The sequence below is a fragment of the Streptomyces sp. NPDC038213 genome, assembly GCF_055600495.1.
This window is the reverse complement of sequence record NZ_JBVJYM010000022.1, coordinates 98930-116167: the sequence shown is the minus strand read 5'-3', so window position 1 is coordinate 116167 and position 17238 is coordinate 98930. Positions and strand designations below refer to the sequence as shown.

The following is a 17238-nucleotide window of genomic DNA, read 5'->3' as shown; positions in this document are numbered from 1 at the left end:
GCGTGGCCGGACGGTCGGGCGGAGCGGGAGACAGGACTGAGTGGCGAGAACGGTCATGACGGGTGCTGGAGAGGGACTCGAGACGGCCGGTGCGGGAGGGGCCGCAGCGGACGTCCTTCGGCTGCTTGCGGAGCGTGACGAGACCGTGGCCGCCGCCGAATCGCTCACGGGCGGCCTGGTCGCCGCCGAGCTGACGTCCGTCCCCGGCGCCTCGAAGGCCTTCCGCGGCTCCGTCACCGCGTACGCCACGGAGCTCAAGGAGCAGCTGCTCGGCGTCGGCGGACCGCTGCTGGCCGCGCAGGGGGCCGTGAACGCGCAGGTCGCCGCCGAGATGGCGGCCGGTGTGCGGCGGGCCCTGGGGGCCGACTGGGGGATCGCGACCACGGGGGTGGCGGGCCCGGACCCGCAGGACGGGCAGCCCGTCGGCACGGTCTTCGTGGCCGCCGAGGGTCCGCAGGGCGGGAAAACCGCCGCATTGCGGTTGAACGGCAGCCGGGCGGAAATCCGTAGGGAGAGTGTACGGAGGGTGCTCGAACTCCTCCTGGGGGAACTCCGCGCGACGGCGCGGATACGGGATTTGGAACAGAACGGGGGGACTTGATGTTTGCAGCCCTGAGTGAACACGACATCGCTCCCCGCACGGCCGCGGCGCGAGGCGGTACGGTGGGGCGTGAAGGATGCCGCTACACGGTCAGAGGAGGGAGCCACCGATGATTCTGCTCCGTCGCCTGCTGGGTGACGTGCTGCGTCGGCAGCGCCAGCGCCAGGGCCGTACTCTGCGCGAAGTCTCCTCGTCCGCCCGAGTTTCTCTCGGCTATCTCTCCGAGGTGGAGCGGGGGCAGAAGGAGGCGTCCTCCGAACTGCTCTCCGCGATCTGCGACGCGCTGGACGTACGGATGTCCGAGCTGATGCGCGAGGTCAGCGACGAACTCTCGCTCGCCGAGCTGGCCCAGTCGGCCGCATCGAGCGAACCCGTGCCGGTACCGGTCCGCCCGATGCTCAATTCGGTCTCGGTGGCCTCGGTCACCGTGCCGACGGAGCGGGTGACCATCAAGGCGCCGGCCGAAGCGGTGGACGTCGTCGCCGCGTGAGATGAGCGCGTGAAGCACGTCGTAGGGGGCCCCGGCCGGGTGTGAGCACCTGACCGGGGCCCCGTGCTGTCCGTCACCGTTTCGGATGCGGGTGCCGCGGGGGTACGGGAGGATGGGCGCGTCGCTCTACCCCGGCCGGAGGAGGCAGCCGTGTGGCGGTTACCGATACCGGGCCGGATATCCCGTCCGCCGGCGCGCCCGATACCGCGGGCGGTGCCCGCGCCGGTGCTGCGGGCGGCCCTGACGTTCGCCGGCGGGGTGCTGTGGTGGTGGGCCGTGCTGCGGCTGGTCCTCGTACCCGGGGAGAGCGGGGCGGTCGAGGGGGCCGTGGCGGTGGGCGGCTGGGGGCTGGGCCTGCTGCCGGTGCACTGCGTACCCCTGGCGCGGGCGGCGGGGGTGTCCGAGGCCAGGCGGCGCGGGGACGGGCCGGTGGCCCGGGCCGTGCGGGCCGCCCCGGCGGCGGTCACCAGGGCATGGCGACGCCGCCGTTCGGGCGCAGGATCTGCCCGGTCATGAACGACGAGGCGTCGGAGGCCAGGAAGAGGACCGTATGGGCGATGTCCACGGCCTCGCCGACCCGGCGCAGCGGGGACATCCGGACCATGGCCGCCTCGGTCTGCTCCTGGGCCTCGGGGGAGTGCCGGTCGGTCATCGGGGTGCGGATCCAGCCGGGGGCGACGGCGTTCACGCGGATCCCCAGGGGGCCCGCCTCGGTGGCGAGGGTCTTGGTGAGCTGGACCACGGCGGCCTTGGCCGCGCTGTAGCAGAGCAGGCCGGGCTGGGCCGCGTCCACCGCCCCCGAGGCCATGGTGACGAGGGAGCCGGGGCGGCCCGCTGCCGCCATGGCGCGGGCGGCCTCCTGGCAGGTGTGGAGCACCCCCTTGAAGTTCACGGCGAAGACCCGGTCGAGGTCCTCGTCGCGGGTGTCCAGCACGCTGCTGGTGTGCATGATCCCGGCGATCGCGGCGGCGATGTCGAGCGGGCCGGCGGCGGCCACGGCGGCCCTGACCTGGGCGCGGTCCGCGACGTCCAGGGGGTGGGCCACGGCCGTGCCGCCCGCCGCGGTGATCCGCCCGGCGGTCTCGGCCAGCCCCTTCTCGTCGAGGTCGGCGCAGTGGACGGCCGCGCCCGCCCCGGCGAGGAGCTCGGCGGTGGCCCGTCCGATGCCGCCGGCCGCGCCGGTGACCAGGGCCGTGCGGCCGGTGAGGTCGTACGGGGTGAGGGGTGTGGGCATGCCGGGACGGTACGACCGGATCTGACGGGGCGTCAACTAGCGGGTCGGGCCCGGTTGGCACCGGGGGCACCAGTACGTGGGCCGGTCCTGCTGGGGCGCGGACCGGACCGGGGTGCCGCAGCGCAGGCAGGGACGGTGCTCGCGCCCGTACACGAAGAGCTCCCGGCCGCGGCGCCGGATGCCGGTGGTGTTGCGGGGGCCGTCGGGTCCGGAGACGTTCGCGGCGAGCAGGCGCTGCGCGGCGGCGGCGATGCGGACGGCGGTGGTCTCGGGGGCGGGGAGCGCGCCGACGGGGGTCCACGGGGTGACGCCGGCGAGGAAGCAGAGCTCGCACTTGTAGATGTTGCCGATGCCGGCCAGGTTGCGCTGGTCGAGGAGGGCCTCGCCCAGGGGGCGGCCGGGGGCGGCGAGGAGGTTGCGGGCGGCGGTGTCCGCATCCCAGTCCGGGCCCAGGAGGTCCGGGCCGAGGTGGCCGACGGCGCGGTCCTCCTCGGCGGTGCGCAGCAGCTCCAGGACCGGCAGGCGGTAGCCGACGGCGGTCTGCGCGGCGGTGCCGAGGACGGCCCTGACCTCGTAGTCGGGCCCGCCGCGCCAGGGGCTGCCGTGCGGGAAGACGCGCCAGGCCCCGTCCATGCGCAGGTGGCTGTGGAGGGTGAGCCCGCCCTCGAACCGGGTCAGCAGGTGCTTTCCGCGGGGGACGGTGTCGAGGACCGTGCGCCCGGTGAGGTCGGCGGTGGCGAACCGGGGCACGCGCAGGTCGCTGCGGACCAGGACCTGGCCGGCCAGTGCGGCGCGCAGGCGGGCGGCGGCCCGCCAGATGCTGTCTCCTTCGGGCATGGGACCCATTCTCCGCGGGGGAGGGGCGGGGCGGGGGTCAGGGCGGCTGTCCGGGCGGCGGTTCAGCGGGGAGGCGTGCGACTCCGGGCCCGGCGGCCTCAGGGGTCGGCCGGGCCGCGGGGTCCGGTGCCCCCGAGGGCCGGACCGGGCGGCCGGGCAGCCGGGCCGAGGGGGAGCGTGGTGGCCCCGTGGGTCAGGGGCGGATGCGCAGCCCCTTCGGCGTGGCGTGGAAGCCCGCCGCCTCCAGGAGGCTGCCCAGCGGGGAGCCCAGGGCGGCGGCCCCGTTGATCCGCTCCACCGTCAGCGCCGGGACCGTGCCCGAGCGGGCGGCCGCCGCCAGGGCCGCGAGGGCCGCCGCGAGCCGGGGGTCCTCCGGGTCCGGCCAGCACAGCAGGGTCTTGCCGCCGCGCTCCAGGTAGAGGACGAGCTCCCCGTCGACCAGGACCACGAGCGAGCCCGCCTTGCGGCCCGGCTTGTGCCCGGCTCCGTCGGGCGGCTCGGGCCAGGCGAGCGCGGCTCCGTACGCATTGGCGGGATCGGCGGCCGCGAGCACCCAGGCCTGTACGTCCTGCCCGCCGCCCGCCCGCTCCCGGGCCGAGGACGCGGCGCGCAGCCGGTCCACCGCCCCGTCCATCGCGAACTGGGCCGCGCCGAGGCCCTCCACCACGTACCCCCGGCGGGCCTGTCCGCTGTCCTCGAAGGCCGACAGGATCCGGTAGACCGCGGAGAACCCGCCCTCGACCCCCTCCGCGGCGACCGCGCCGCGGGTCACCACCCCGTGCCGGTCCAGCAGGGTGCGGGCCAGGGCGTGCGCCCGGTGCGTGGTGTCCGCCTCCGCGGCGGGCAGCAGGGCCCAGCGGCCGGAGACCGTCGGCGGCCCCGACCGGGACACGGTCGCGCTCAGGGTCCCGTACCGGCCGCGCGGCACCGTGCGCCGGGCGCGGTGGGCCGTCGCGCCCGCCGTGCGGCCCGAGCCCAGGAGGGAGCGCAGCGGGGCCAGCGTGTCGTTCGTCAGCCGGCCCGACCAGGCGAGGTCCCAGACGGCGTCGGCCAGCTGGGTGTCCGTGGCCTCCGGGTGCACGGCACGCACCTGGTCGGCGATCTGGCGGAAGAACAGGCCGTACCCCCCGGCCAGGGCGTCCAGCACCGCCCGGTGCAGCGGGGACAGCTCCAGCGGGTGCGGCGGGGGGAGCAGCAGCGGGGCCGCGTCGGCCAGGTAGAGCGAGACCCAGCCGTCCTTGCCGGGCAGCGCGCCGGCGCCCGCCCACACCACCTCGCCGGTGGTGGTCAGCTCGTCCAGCAGGGCCGGGGAGTACCCGGCCACCCGGGACGGCAGCACCAGCCTCTCCAGGGCCGAGGCCGGCACCGGGGCCCCCTGCAGCTGCTCCACGGCCCGCGCCAGCCCGTCGATCCCGCGCAGGGCCCCGCCCAGGTGCTGCCACTGCGGCAGGAAGGCGGCCAGCGAGGCGGGCGGTACGGGCTCCAGCTCCTGGCGCAGCGCGGCCAGCGAGCGGCGCCGCAGCCGGCGCAGCACCGCGGCGTCGCACCACTCCTGCCCGATGCCCGAGGGGTGGAACTCGCCCTGGACCACCCGGCCCGCCGCGGCGAGCCGGTGCAGGGCGCCCTCGGTGACCGCCGCGCCCAGGCCGAAGCGGGCGGCGGCCGCCGAGGAGGTGAACGGGCCGTGCGTGCGCGCGAAGCGGGCGAGGAGGTCGCCCAGCGGGTCCTTCACCGGCTCGGTGAAGGCCTCCGGGACCCCCACGGGCAGGGCCGTGCCCAGGGCGTCGCGCAGCCGGCCCGCGTCCTCGACGGCGGCCCAGTGGTCCTCGCCCGCGATGCGGACGCGGATCGCGCGGCGGGCCGCGGACAGCTCCCGCGGCCAGGCCGGATCCGCCCCGCGCGCGGCCAGTCCGGCGTCCGTGAGCGGGCCCAGCAGCCGCAGCAGGTCGGCCACCGACTCGGCGTCCTTCGCCCGCCGCTCGGGCGTCAGCCACTGGAGCTCCTGCTCCAGCCCGGCCAGCACCTCCGGGTCGAGCAGTTCGCGCAGCTCCGCCTGGCCCAGCAGTTCGGCCAGCAGCCGGGAGTCCAGGGACAGGGCGGCGGCGCGGCGCTCCGCCAGCGGGGAGTCGCCCTCGTACAGGAACTGCGCGACGTACCCGAACAGGAGGGAGCGGGCGAAGGGGGAGGGCTCGGGGGTGGTCACCTCGACCAGGCGCACCCGGCGGGCCTCGACGTCGCCCATCAGCTCCACGAGCCCGGGGACGTCGAAGACGTCCTGGAGGCACTCGCGCACGGCCTCCAGCACGATCGGGAAGGAGCCGAACTCCGACGCGACCTGGAGCAGCTGGGCCGCCCGCTGCCGCTGCTGCCACAGCGGCGTGCGCCGCCCCGGGCTGCGGCGCGGCAGCAGCAGGGCGCGCGCGGCGCACTCGCGGAACCGCGAGGCGAACAGGGCCGAGCCGCCGACCTGGTCCGTGACGATCCGGTCCACCTCGCCCTTGTCGAAGGCGACGTCCGCGGCGCCCAGCGGGGCCTGCCCGTCGTCGTACCCGAAGGCGGGGGAAGCGGCCGGGTCGTGGTCCAGCAGGTCGAGGTCCAGGCCCAGCAGCTCCGCGTCGGGCAGGCGCAGCACGATCCCGTCGTCGGCGTGCATCACCTGGGCGTCCATGCCGTACCGCTCCGCGAGCCGGGCGCCGAGCGCCAGCGCCCAGGGGGCGTGCACCTGCGCGCCGAAGGGGGAGTGGACCACGACCCGCCAGTCGCCCAGCTCGTCGCGGAACCGCTCGACCACGATCGTGCGGTCGTCCGGCACGTGGCCGCAGGCCTCGCGCTGCTCCGCCAGGTACGCGAGCACGTTGTCCGCCGCCCAGGCGTCGAGGCCGGCGGCCAGCAGCCGCAGCCGCGCGTCCTCCTCGGACAGGGCGCCGACCTCGCGCAGGAAGGCGCCCACCGCCCGGCCCAGTTCCAGGGGGCGGCCGAGCTGGTCGCCCTTCCAGAACGGCAGCCGGCCGGGCACCCCGGGCGCGGGGGTGACGAGGACGCGGTCGCGCGTGATGTCCTCGATCCGCCAGGAGGTGGTGCCCAGGGTGAACACGTCCCCCACGCGGGACTCGTACACCATCTCCTCGTCGAGCTCGCCGACCCGGCCGCCCCCCCTGCGCCCGGATCCGCCGCCCTCCGCCGCGGCCGAACCCGCGAGGAAGACCCCGAACAGGCCGCGGTCCGGGATCGTGCCCCCCGAGGTGACCGCGAGGCGCTGGGCCCCCGGGCGGCCCGTGACCGTCCCTGCGACCCGGTCCCAGACCACCCGCGGCCGCAGCTCCGCGAACGCGTCCGAGGGGTAGCGGCCGGCCAGCATGTCCAGCACGGCCGTGAACGCCGACTCCGGCAGCGCCGCGAAGGGGGCGGCCCGCCGCACCAGCGCCAGCAGGTCGTCCACCTGCCAGGTGTCCAGGGCCACCATCGCGACCAGCTGCTGGGCGAGGACGTCCAGCGGGTTCGACGGGACGCGCAGGGACTCGATCGCGCCCGTGCGCATCCGCTCCGTGACCACCGCCGCCTGCACGAGGTCGCCCCGGTACTTCGGGAAGACCACCCCCGTGGACACCGCGCCCACCTGGTGTCCGGCACGGCCGACCCGCTGGAGGCCGGAGGCCACCGACGGCGGGGACTCGACCTGGACCACCAGGTCCACCGCCCCCATGTCGATGCCCAGCTCGAGGCTGGAGGTGGCCACCACCGCGGGCAGCCGGCCCGCCTTCAGGTCCTCCTCCACCAGGGCCCGCTGCTCCTTGGAGACCGAGCCGTGGTGCGCGCGGGCCAGCAGGGGCGGGGCGCCGAGGGAGGCCCCGGACTGGGCCATCACCTCGGCCGGGGAGCCCGGCTCCGGCAGGGACCGGCCGGCCGCGCGCTCGTACGCGATCTCGTTGAGCCGGTTGCACAGGCGCTCGGCGAGGCGGCGGGAGTTCGCGAAGACGATGGTCGAGCGGTGCGCCTGCACCAGGTCCGCGATGCGCTCCTCCACGTGCGGCCAGATCGAGGGCTTGTCGCCGCCGTCCGGGCCGCCGTCCGCGCCGCCACCGCTTCCGGCCGGGCCTCCGCTTGCGCCCCCGGAGGGCGGCGGGCTCCCGGGCTCCCCCATGTCCTGGACGGGCACCACCACCGACAGGTCGAACTCCTTGCCCGAGGGCGGCTGGACCACCTCGGCCCTGCGCTGCGGGGAGAGGTACCGCGCCACCTCCTCCACCGGCCGGACCGTCGCCGACAGGCCGATCCGCCGGGCCGGGCGCGCCAGCAGCTCGTCCAGGCGCTCCAGCGACAGGGCCAGGTGCGCCCCGCGCTTGGTGCCCGCGACCGCGTGGACCTCGTCGAGGATCACCGTCTCGACCCCCGACAGGGCCTCGCGTGCCGCCGAGGTGAGCATCAGGAACAGGGATTCGGGCGTGGTGATGAGGATGTCCGGCGGCCGGGTGGCCAGGGCCCGGCGCTCGGCCGCGGGCGTGTCCCCGGACCGGATGCCCACCCGCACCTCGGGCTCGGGCAGCCCGAGCCGGACCGCCTCCTGCCGGATGCCGGTGAGGGGGCTGCGCAGGTTGCGCTCCACGTCGACCGCGAGGGCCTTGAGGGGCGATACGTACAGCACCCGGCAGCGCTTGCGGGCTTCGGCGGGCGGGGGGCCGCTCGCCAGCCGGTCCAGGGCCGCGAGGAAGGCGGCGAGGGTCTTACCGGAGCCGGTCGGCGCCACCACGAGCACGTCCGAGCCCGCGCCGATGGCCCGCCAGGCGCCCTCCTGGGCGGCGGTGGGCGAGCGGAAGGCCCCGGTGAACCAGGACCTGGTCGCGGGGGAGAACGAGTCGAGCGCGCTGCCGGCCATGCCCCCCATCGTGCACCCGGCCACTGACATCGGTGCTGATACGACGGTCCGAGGCGCCGTGGCGCCGGGGCGGAGGAGCGCCGGGGTGCCGGAGGGGCGGAGTGCCGGAGCCGCGGGCGGCGGACCCCGGCCGGGATCAGCGCGCCCGGGCCGCCCCTGCCGGCCGCGCCGGTACGGCGGGATGCCCGTACGCCCGCAGGGTCAGCAGGGCCTCGACGGTCGCGATCGGCCGCTGCTCCAGTGTGCTGCCCGGGCTCCACGCCCGGCGCCGGGCGGGCCAGCCGCCGTCCTCCTGCTGCTCGGCGGCGAGGAGCTCCAGCGAGCGGTCGATCTCCTCCCGGGTGAACCAGGCGCGGGCCGGGGACTCCGGGCGCCGGGCCAGGTCGTACGGGCGGAGCGGTTCGGCGGGGGCGTACGGCGCCGCAGGGGCGTGCGGCGGGGCCGGGGCGGCAGTGCCCGGAGCGGCGGCCCCGGCTGCCGCAGGCGCCGGCGCGGGTACGAGGACGGTCGCGGGGGCCTGGCCCTTCGCCGGTCCCGCCGGTCCCCCCGGTCCCGCCGGGTCGAGGACGACCAGCCCCTGCTCCCGTACGAGCCGCCCCAGCCGGTCGGCGGCGGCCGCCGCCCGCGGCCGGTCGGGCGCGCCCTCCAGGAAGGCGACGGCCGCCTGGACCTCGTACGGGTGCCAGTGCCGGACGTGCTCGACCCGGTCCCAGCACCACTCGGTGGCCCGGAAGAGCCAGGCGTGCCAGACGCGGTTGCGGTGCAGCAGTCCCACCACGGGGCCGGTGGTCAGGAGGGTGCCCGGCGGGTCGTCGACCACGGGGTGGGACGGTGCCGGGTAGAGGCGCGGCGCCGGGTGCAGCAGCGGCAGGGCGCCCTCGGGCGTCGACACCTGGGCGAGGTGCCCGCACAGGCGCTCGATGCGGCGGCCCGCGCAGCGGCCGACGCTGTCGAGCACCCGCAGCGCGTGCGCGGTGTGCAGGGGCTGGCTCGCCGGGCCGCGCAGGTCCGGGTCGAGCGCGTGCCCGTAGCCCCCGTCGTCGTTCAGGTAGGGGCCCAGGGCGGCGTCGACGGGGTCGGGCCCGCCGCCGAGGAAGTGGAACGCGAACCTGCGCTGCTCCAGAACCCGTGCGGTCAGCCAGACGAACCGTTCCGCGCGGGCCAGGGGGGATGCCTCGTCTCCAGCCATGGCCGCCACGCTAGGGCGGTGTGCGGCGGCGGGCGGGCGGAACGGCCCGGGGCCACTCTCCGGGGCGGGATACTGGGTGCATGCGGTTGACGATTTTCTGGGAGCGGATGGCCGAGCACTTCGGCGCCTCGTACGCGGACTCCTTCGCGCGCGACCACGTCATGGCGGAGCTCGGCGGGCGGACCGTCCACGAGGCCCTCGACGCCGGCTGGGAGGCGAAGGACGTCTGGCGCGCGGTGTGCGCCGCCGTCGGCGTGCCCGCCGAGCGGCGCTGAGCCGACGGCGGCCCCGGGCGGGGCGCAGCAGCCGGGCAGCCCGGCCGGGCGGCCGCCGGGCCGTCACCGGGCCGTCACCGAGCGGTCTTCCACAGGCCGGGACGGTTACCGGGGCCGGTGCGCGAGACTGGCGGGGTGGCAGCCACCGATGAGACCGACGATCCCGACAACCAGCCGCCCGCGGGCGGCCCCGCGCAGCGCGCCGTCACGGCCGGACCCGGCACCGCAGGCCCCGGCGGCGCGCCCGCCGGCGGGCCGCCGCCGTCCGGGGCTGGTCCCGCAGCGCCCGCGCGCGGCCCGGCCCGGATGCCGCGCTGGCTGCCGCGGGCCGTGGTGCTCGTCCTCGCCCTCTACGCCTGCTTCCAGCTGGGCAGCTGGGCCTTCCACCAGCTGACCGGACTGCTGGTCAACATCCTCATCGCGTTCTTCCTCGCCCTCGCGATCGAGCCGGCGGTGGCCCGCATGGCCGCGCGCGGGATGCGGCGCGGCCTCGCCACCTTCCTGGTCTTCCTCACGGTGCTCATCGCGAGCGTGGGCTTCGTCGTCCTGCTCGGCTCGATGCTCGCCGGGCAGATCGTCGAGATGGTCGAGGACTTCCCGCAGTACCTCGACTCCGTGATCAGCTGGATGAACTCCACGTTCCACACGGAGCTGTCGCGCCTGGACATCCAGGACAGCCTGCTGCGCTCCGACTGGCTGCGGAAGTACGTGCAGAACAGTGCGAGCGGCGTGCTCGACGTGTCCGCCACCGTCATCGGCGGACTCTTCAAGCTGCTGACGATCGGGCTGTTCTCCTTCTACTTCGCCGCGGACGGGCCGCGGCTGCGGCGGGCGCTGTGCTCCGTGCTGCCGCCCGCCAAGCAGGCCGAGGTGCTGCGCGCCTGGGAGATCGCCGTCACCAAGACCGGCGGCTACCTCTACTCCCGCGGGCTGATGGCCCTGATCTCCGGCGCCGCGCACTACGTGCTCCTGGCCGTGCTGGGGGTGCCGTACGCGCCCGCGCTGGCGGTGTGGGTCGGCCTGGTTTCCCAGTTCATCCCGACCATCGGCACCTATCTCGCGGGCGCGCTGCCGATGCTGATCGCCTTCACGGTCGACCCCTGGTACGCGCTGTACGTCCTGGTCTTCGTGGTGGTCTACCAGCAGTTCGAGAACTACGTGCTCCAGCCCAAGCTCACCTCGAAGACCGTGGACATCCACCCGGCGGTGGCCTTCGGATCGGTCATCGCCGGCACCGCCCTGCTCGGCGCGGTGGGCGCGCTGATCGCCATCCCGGCCGTGGCCACGCTGCAGGCCTTCCTCGGCGCGTACGTGAAGCGGTACGAGGTGGAGCACGAGAGCCCGGGCCGGGGCGCGGTCAGTCCTGCGCGGAGCCGCCGAGTGCGGCTGCCATGGCTTCGCTGACGGAGGCCTCCACGCCGGCCTTGGTCACGCCGAGGCCGGAGAGCGGGCCCTTGCCGTCCTCCAGTTCCAGCAGGGCCAGCAGGACGTGCTCGGTGCCGACGTAGTCGTGGCCCAGGCGCAGGGCCTCGCGGAAGGTCAGCTCCAGGGCCTTCTTCGCGGCCGGGTCGAAGGGGACCAGGTCCGGCACGGTCCCCGCGGCCGCGGGCAGGGCGGCGGCCGCCGCGGCGCGCACGTCCTCCAGCGCTGCCCCCTGCGCGCGCAGGGCCAGGGCGGCGAGGCCCTCGGGCTCGGCGAGCAGGCCGAGCACCAGGTGCTCCGGGCCGATCCGGTCGTTGCCGGCGGCGCGCGCCTCGTTCTGGGAGCTCGCGACCACGTTGCGCGCCCGTGCCGTGAAGCGGCCGAAGCCCTGGGCCGGGTCGATGCCCCCGTCGGCCTTGGGTACGAACCGCTTCTGCGCGGCCTGCCGGGTGACGCCCATGCTCTTGCCGATATCGGTCCAGGAGGCCCCGGAGCGGCGGGCCTGGTCCACGAAGTGGCCGATGAGGTGGTCGGCGATGTCGCCGAGGGCCTCGGCCGCGACCACTGCCCCGCTGAGCTGCCCGAGGGCGTCGGCGTGGGTCTGCTTGATGGCCTCGATGAGGTCGTCGAGACGGACGGGGTGGGAGATGCGGACGGGTTCCGGGACGGGGTGGTTCTCGGGATGCGTCGTCATGAGGCAACCCTAGGTTGACAGTCGAGAGGTGTCAACCCTCGGTTGACAGCGGGGGTGGTGCTGTCCGTACCGGTCCGGCCGCCACCGCGGAACGCCCCCGCGCGGTACGGGGGCCAGCCCCACCCGCACCCGGCCGGACAGCCGGATGGGGCGCGCACGCGCCGCCGACCAGGCTGGTCCCCATGACGACACGACGTTCGCGCAGCCCCCTGTTCCTCGCCGCAGCCGCGGCCTCGGCGGCCTCCCTGCTGACCGCCCTCCCCGCCGCCGCCCGCACCGCGCCCGCCCCGCAGGCCGCCCCGAACGCCGCCGCCCCCGCGCCCGCTGCCCTCGACTGGCGCCCCTGCGCCCGCCCCGGCGGCCCCGCCGCCCAGCAGTGCGCCGACCTCGCCGTCCCGCTCGACCACGCCCGCCCCGGCGGCCGGCACCTCACCCTCGCCGTCTCCCGGATACCCGCCGCCGGACCCGGCGCCCGGCGCGGCACGCTCGTCGTCATCCCCGGCGGCCCCGGGGGCTCCGGCGTCCAGCGGCTGGCGCAGAAGGGCGCCGCGCTCCAGCGGGAGCTGGGGGGCGCGTACGACCTCGTCGCCCTCGACCCCCGCGGGGTCGGCGGCAGCACCACGGCGTCCTGCGGACTCGACCCGGCCGACCGCCACATGACCACCCTGCGCTCCTGGCCCGACCCGGACGGCGGGATCGCCGCGAACGCCGCCCGCTCCCGCCGCACCGCAGCCGCCTGCGCGCGCAACGGGGGCCCCGTGCTGCGCAGCTTCACCACGGCCAACCAGGTCCGCGACCTGGAGCTCTTCCGCAAGGCCCTCGGGGAGCGCACGCTCTCCGCCTGGGCCGTCTCGTACGGCACCTACGTCGCCGCCGCCTACGCCCAGGAGTTCCCGGACCGCACCGACCGCTGGGTCCTCGACAGCAGCGGGGACCCGGACCCGCGGCGCGTGGCCCGCGGCTGGCTCGCGGGCATGTCGGCGGGCGCCGACGACCGCTTCCCCGACTTCGCCGCCTGGGCGGCCCACCCGGACCGGGCGGCGGAGGGCCTGCGGCTCGCGGACCGCCCGGAGCAGGTCCGGCCCCGCATCCTCGCCCTCGCGGCCGCACTGGACGCGGCGCCCCGCGCGACGGGCACCCCCGGGGTGCCGCTGACCGGCAACGGGCTGCGCCAGGCCCTCCAGAACGCGCTGTACTCCGATGCCGCCTTCGCGCCCTTCGCCCGCCTGGCCGCGGCCGCCGCCGACCCGCAGGCCGTCCCGGTCCTGCCCCCGGAGCTGGCCGGGCCGATCCGGGACGAGGACGCCGCGGTCATGGTCGGCGTCATCTGCAACGACGTCGCCTGGCCGCGGAAGACCATGGCGGAGTACCGGCGCGAGGTCGCGGCGGATCGGGCCGCGCATCCGCTCACGGCGGGGATGCCCGTCAACGTGCTCCCGTGCTCCTTCTGGAAGGACGCGCCCGCGCGCAAGCCGGTCCGCATCACCTCCGAGGGCCCGTCCAACATCCTCATGGTCCAGAGCCGGCGCGACCCCTCGACCCCGCTCTCCGCGGGCCTGAAGATGCGTGCGGCGCTCGGGGAGCGGGCCCGGATGGTCGTCGTCGAGCAGGGCGGGCACGGCCTCTACCTCGGCAACGGCAACGCCTGCGGCAACCGCGCGGTCACCGGCTTCCTCCTGACCGGCGAGCGGCCCGTACGGGACACGGGCTGCCCGAACTGATGTGCCGCCGGGGCCGGCTCGCCCCGCCCGCCCCCGCCGGGCGCGTCCCGCCCGGCGGGGGCGGGCGGGCGGTGCCATCCTGAAAGGGACCTGAGGGGTGACAGCGGGATGGGCTTCTACCGGCGCCGGGTACTGCCGCGCCTCATCGACCTGGTCTGCGGGGCGAAATCGGCGCGGCCGCTGCGCCGCCGGGTCTGCGAGGGGCTGGCGGGCGAGGTTCTGGAGATCGGGTTCGGCACCGGGCACAACGTCCCCTACTACCCGCCCGCGGTCACCTCGGTCGCCGCCGTCGAACCCTCCGACACGGGATGGGGCATGGCGCAGCGGCGCATCCGCGGCTCCCGCATCCCCGTCCGCAGGGCCGCGCTCGACGGCCAGTCGCTCCCCTTCGAGGACGGCGCCTTCGACTCCGCGCTCTCCACGTGGACCCTGTGCACCATCCCCGACGCCGCTGCCGCGCTCCGCGAGCTGCGCCGGGTGCTCAAGCCCGGCGGCCGGCTGCACTTCCTGGAGCACGGCCTCGCGCCGGAGGGCGACGAGGGGGTGCGCCGCTGGCAGCGCCGGCTGGACCCGCTGGAGCAGCGCGTCTTCGGCGGCTGCCACCTCACCCGCGAGCCCGTGCGGATGCTCGAGGCGGCGGGTTTTGAGGTCGAGGCCGTGGACGTCTTCTACGAGAAGGGCGCGCCGCGGGTGCTGTGCGCCGACTCCCTGGGGGTGGCCGTGAGCCCCGCCGGGCCGGGGAGCGCCCGCTAGGACCGGGTCGGGCGCGGCGCGCTTGACACGGAAATCGAACATCCATTCTGATGAGTTGTCCACAGCCGACCGGCGTGGAGGAGCATTGTCAGTGGCAGGCGTTAGCGTCTTTCACGTGAAGCGATCGACTCAAGCATCCCGGGTGGAACCCATGGCAGGCACCGACCGCGAGAAGGCGCTCGACGCCGCGCTCGCACAGATTGAACGGCAATTCGGCAAGGGCGCCGTGATGCGCCTCGGCGACCGGCCCAACGACCCCATCGAGGTCATCCCCACCGGGTCGACCGCCCTGGACATCGCCCTCGGCGTCGGCGGCCTGCCGCGCGGCCGTGTGGTCGAGGTCTACGGCCCCGAGTCCTCCGGCAAGACCACGCTGACCCTGCACGCCGTGGCCAACGCGCAGAAGGCCGGCGGCACCGTCGCCTTCGTCGACGCGGAGCACGCGCTCGACCCCGAGTACGCGAAGGCCCTCGGCGTCGACACGGACAACCTGATCCTGTCCCAGCCCGACACCGGCGAGCAGGCGCTCGAGATCGTGGACATGCTCGTCCGCTCCGGCGCCCTCGACCTCATCGTCATCGACTCCGTGGCGGCCCTCGTGCCCCGCGCGGAGATCGAGGGCGAGATGGGCGACTCGCACGTGGGCCTCCAGGCCCGCCTGATGAGCCAGGCGCTCCGGAAGATCACCAGCGCGCTCAACCAGTCCAAGACCACCGCGATCTTCATCAACCAGCTGCGCGAGAAGATCGGCGTGATGTTCGGCTCCCCGGAGACCACCACGGGTGGCCGGGCGCTGAAGTTCTACGCCTCCGTGCGTCTGGACATCCGCCGCATCGAGACCCTCAAGGACGGCACGGACGCGGTCGGCAACCGCACCCGCGTGAAGGTCGTCAAGAACAAGGTCGCGCCGCCCTTCAAGCAGGCTGAGTTCGACATCCTCTACGGCCAGGGCATCAGCCGCGAGGGCGGCCTGATCGACATGGGCGTGGAGCACGGCTTCGTGCGCAAGGCTGGCGCCTGGTACACGTACGAGGGCGACCAGCTCGGCCAGGGTAAGGAGAACGCCCGCAACTTCCTCAAGGACAACCCCGACCTCGCCAACGAGATCGAGAGGAAGATCAAGGAGAAGCTGGGCGTGGGCGTGCGCAAGACCGGTGACGCCGAGCCCGCCGCCGACGCGGCCGCCGCTGCCGGCGAGGACGCGGCCAAGTCCGTGCCCGCCCCGGCCGCCAAGGCCAAGACGGCCAAGGCCGGGACGGCCGCCGCGGCCAAGAGCTGACCGTGGACCGTGCGGAAGAGGGCGGCTTCCTCCCGTCGGGGGGCGGGCAGGAACCGCCCCCGCAGAGCCCTGGGGAGCAGGCGCGGGCCATCTGCCTGCGCCTGCTCACGGGCTCGCCGCGCACCCGGCGGCAGCTCGCGGACGCCCTCCACAAGCGGGGCATCCCCGAGGAGGTCTCCGACGAGGTCCTCGCCCGCTTCGAGGAGGTCGGGCTCATCGACGACGCGGCCTTCGCGGGCGCCTGGGTGGAATCCCGGCATCACAGCCGGGGGCTCGCCCGCCGGGCGCTGGCCCGGGAGCTGCGGACCAAGGGCGTGGCCCCCGCCCTGATCGACGACGCGATGGGCCGCCTCGACTCCGAGCAGGAGGAGGAGACGGCCCGCGAGCTGGTGGAGCGCAAGCTCCGCGGCACCCGGGGTCTGGACCGCGACAAGCGGATCCGCCGCCTCGCCGGGATGCTCGCCCGCAAGGGCTATCCCGAGGGCATGGCCCTGCGCGTGGTGCGCCGGGCGCTGGAGGCCGAGGGCGTACAGGACGAGGAGTCCGCTTACGGAGAGGTCTGGGACGGCCCGGGGGAGGACTCCCTCTGAGGGAGCCCCCGCCCGGACCGCCCCGGACCGCCCCGGACCGGATGGTGCTCCGGCCTGGCCAGGCCAGGCCGGTCCGTCTGGGCCGCCCGGTCAGGCTTCTGCGGCGCGGCCGGGTGTGATCACCGGGAGTCCGGCCGCCCCCCAGGCCTGGAAGCCGCCGACGAGGTCGGTGGCCCGGCGCAGACCCAGCTGGTGCAGGGAGGCTGCCGCCAGGCTGGAGGCGTACCCCTCGTTGCAGAAGACCACGATGCGCAGCCCGTGCCCGGTGGCCTCGGGGAGCCGGTGGCTGCCCAGCGGATCGAGCCGCCACTCCAGCTCGTTGCGCTCGACGACCACTGCACCGGGCACCAGCCCGTCCCGCTCCCGCAGGGCCTGGTAGCGGGTGTCGACCAGCAGGGCGCCGGCCTGCTGGGCCTCGTAGGCCTCCCGCGCCCCGATCCGCTCGTAGCCGGACCGGACCCGCTCCAGCAGTGCGTCGATCCCGTCCGGGACGGGGACCGCCGCGCTCACTGCCAGTCCGCCGGACGCTCGATCTGCTCCAGCCGCAGCACCCGGCCGGTGCGGCCGTACCGCCGGATCTGGGGGAGCGGCGGGTAGTACGCGTGCACCGACACGGCGTGCTCGGTGGCCGACTCGTTGAGCACCTCGTGGACGTGGAACTCGCGGAAGGCCCGGCCGTTGCCCGCGGCCAGCCGCCGGGTGCGGTCCACGCCCGCGGACAGCTCCAGGCTCTGCCAGCCCTCCGAGGGCAGCCGCACCGCCAGGGAGTGCTCGGTGAGGCTGCCGGACGCGGTGGCGAAGGCCCCCCGCGATTCGGCGTGGTCGTGCCAGCCGGTGCCGGTGCCCGGGGGCCAGCCGATCAGCCAGGCCTCGCTCCCGCCCGGACCGTCGAGGCGGACCCAGGTCCTGCCGTGGGGATCGAGGGGCAGGGAGGCGATCAGCGCCGGGTCGGAGGCGGCGCTCCGGGCGAAGTCGAGCAGTTCGGCGGCCGAGGGGCCGGGGCGGGCGGGGGCGTAGCCCGACCGGCCGCGGGCGGGCGCGGCGTGGGTGGACACGGCAGCGGCAGCGGACACGAGAGCAGACACAGGGGACCGTCCTGGGGGTTCGCGGAAGGGCGCGCGGGCCGCGGCAGGGCAGCCGGAGACGGCACGGGGCGCGCAGGAAGGGGCGAATCAGCAGGACGGGCGACACACGCAGCCCGCGAAGCGGAGCAGGTCCATGTGGACCCTCCGCCAGAGGCGTACGTCGGTGCCGGTCATCCTGGCAGTACACCACGCAGG

The 17238-nt window shown here is 76.0% G+C and carries 16 protein-coding genes and 1 pseudogene; 9 read left to right on the top strand and 8 right to left on the bottom strand.

Annotated features, from left to right (window positions below; all coding sequences use genetic code 11):
* The first annotated feature begins 55 nt into the window (after positions 1-55).
* The 3 genes from ACZ7JZ_RS26015 (at position 56) to ACZ7JZ_RS26005 (ending at position 1607) form a co-directional block, all read left to right on the top strand.
* Positions 56-601 carry a CinA family protein gene (locus tag ACZ7JZ_RS26015; protein ID WP_470943305.1) on the top strand — a complete coding sequence of 182 codons (546 nt, stop codon included), beginning with the start codon at positions 56-58 and terminating at the stop codon, positions 599-601.
* 109 nt (positions 602-710) lie between these two features.
* Complete coding sequence (locus ACZ7JZ_RS26010) at positions 711-1091, top strand: helix-turn-helix domain-containing protein (RefSeq protein WP_470943303.1); 381 nt, start codon at positions 711-713, stop codon at positions 1089-1091.
* Positions 1092-1304: 213 nt separating this feature from the next.
* Positions 1305-1607: a hypothetical protein gene (locus tag ACZ7JZ_RS26005; protein WP_470943301.1), complete on the top strand. Its 303-nt coding sequence runs from the start codon at positions 1305-1307 to the stop codon at positions 1605-1607.
* Here the strand turns inward: ACZ7JZ_RS26005 and ACZ7JZ_RS26000 are convergent.
* The 4 genes from ACZ7JZ_RS26000 to ACZ7JZ_RS25985 all read right to left on the bottom strand — a co-directional run bounded on the left by ACZ7JZ_RS26000 (position 1555) and on the right by ACZ7JZ_RS25985 (position 9224).
* Positions 1555-2325 carry an SDR family NAD(P)-dependent oxidoreductase gene (locus ACZ7JZ_RS26000; RefSeq protein ID WP_470943299.1) on the bottom strand — a complete coding sequence of 257 codons (771 nt, stop codon included), beginning with the start codon at positions 2323-2325 and terminating at the stop codon, positions 1555-1557. The two genes, ACZ7JZ_RS26005 and ACZ7JZ_RS26000, sit on opposite strands and share 53 nt — an antisense overlap.
* A gap of 36 nt (positions 2326-2361) precedes the next feature.
* Positions 2362-3162, bottom strand: coding sequence for an Fpg/Nei family DNA glycosylase (locus ACZ7JZ_RS25995; RefSeq protein WP_470943298.1), 801 nt, complete (start codon positions 3160-3162; stop codon positions 2362-2364).
* A gap of 193 nt (positions 3163-3355) precedes the next feature.
* Complete coding sequence (locus ACZ7JZ_RS25990; RefSeq protein ID WP_470943296.1) at positions 3356-8035, bottom strand: ATP-dependent helicase; 4680 nt, start codon at positions 8033-8035, stop codon at positions 3356-3358.
* Between the two features lie 136 nt (positions 8036-8171).
* Positions 8172-9224 (bottom strand): hypothetical protein, encoded by a 1053-nt coding sequence (locus ACZ7JZ_RS25985; RefSeq protein ID WP_470943294.1) that lies wholly within the window; start codon positions 9222-9224, stop codon positions 8172-8174.
* A gap of 80 nt (positions 9225-9304) precedes the next feature.
* Here ACZ7JZ_RS25985 and ACZ7JZ_RS25980 point away from each other — a divergent pair, with 80 nt between their 5' ends.
* Positions 9305-9499, top strand: coding sequence for a DUF3046 domain-containing protein (locus ACZ7JZ_RS25980; protein ID WP_470943292.1), 195 nt, complete (start codon positions 9305-9307; stop codon positions 9497-9499).
* Between the two features lie 306 nt (positions 9500-9805).
* Positions 9806-10903 carry an AI-2E family transporter gene (locus ACZ7JZ_RS25975; protein ID WP_470943327.1) on the top strand — a complete coding sequence of 366 codons (1098 nt, stop codon included), beginning with the start codon at positions 9806-9808 and terminating at the stop codon, positions 10901-10903.
* Here ACZ7JZ_RS25975 and ACZ7JZ_RS25970 read toward each other — a convergent pair.
* The gene (locus ACZ7JZ_RS25970) at positions 10857-11615 is read right to left on the bottom strand and encodes a Clp protease N-terminal domain-containing protein (protein ID WP_470943291.1); all 759 of its coding nucleotides are present in this window, start codon (positions 11613-11615) and stop codon (positions 10857-10859) included. The genes ACZ7JZ_RS25975 and ACZ7JZ_RS25970 overlap by 47 nt on opposite strands.
* Before the next feature lie 182 nt (positions 11616-11797).
* Between ACZ7JZ_RS25970 and ACZ7JZ_RS25965 the strand changes: the two genes are divergently transcribed.
* The 4 genes and pseudogenes from ACZ7JZ_RS25965 to recX all read left to right on the top strand — a co-directional run.
* Entirely contained in the window at positions 11798-13336 is a 1539-nt protein-coding gene (locus ACZ7JZ_RS25965; RefSeq protein ID WP_470943289.1) for an alpha/beta hydrolase, read from the top strand.
* A gap of 108 nt (positions 13337-13444) precedes the next feature.
* On the top strand, positions 13445-14089 hold the full coding sequence (locus ACZ7JZ_RS25960) for a class I SAM-dependent methyltransferase (RefSeq protein WP_470943287.1): 645 nt from the start codon (positions 13445-13447) through the stop codon (positions 14087-14089).
* 151 nt (positions 14090-14240) lie between these two features.
* On the top strand, positions 14241-15368 hold the full coding sequence (recA, locus tag ACZ7JZ_RS25955; RefSeq protein ID WP_470943286.1) for a recombinase RecA: 1128 nt from the start codon (positions 14241-14243) through the stop codon (positions 15366-15368).
* Positions 15281-15958 (top strand): annotated as a pseudogene (gene recX, locus ACZ7JZ_RS25950) (recombination regulator RecX); the annotation flags it as partial. The gene recA and the pseudogene recX, both read left to right, overlap by 88 nt.
* Before the next feature lie 90 nt (positions 15959-16048).
* On the opposite strand, the gene ACZ7JZ_RS25945 reads toward recX, so the two are convergent.
* The 3 genes from ACZ7JZ_RS25945 to ACZ7JZ_RS25935 all read right to left on the bottom strand — a co-directional run bounded on the left by ACZ7JZ_RS25945 (position 16049) and on the right by ACZ7JZ_RS25935 (position 17217).
* Complete coding sequence (locus ACZ7JZ_RS25945) at positions 16049-16468, bottom strand: rhodanese-like domain-containing protein (protein ID WP_470943284.1); 420 nt, start codon at positions 16466-16468, stop codon at positions 16049-16051.
* Positions 16465-17043, bottom strand: a complete 579-nt coding sequence (locus ACZ7JZ_RS25940) for a cupin domain-containing protein (RefSeq protein ID WP_470943283.1) — start codon at positions 17041-17043, stop codon at positions 16465-16467. The genes ACZ7JZ_RS25945 and ACZ7JZ_RS25940 overlap by 4 nt, the downstream gene beginning before the upstream one ends.
* Positions 17044-17130: 87 nt before the next feature.
* The gene (locus tag ACZ7JZ_RS25935) at positions 17131-17217 is read right to left on the bottom strand and encodes a putative leader peptide (protein ID WP_352194019.1); all 87 of its coding nucleotides are present in this window, start codon (positions 17215-17217) and stop codon (positions 17131-17133) included.
* Between the last annotated feature and the right edge of the window lie 21 nt (positions 17218-17238).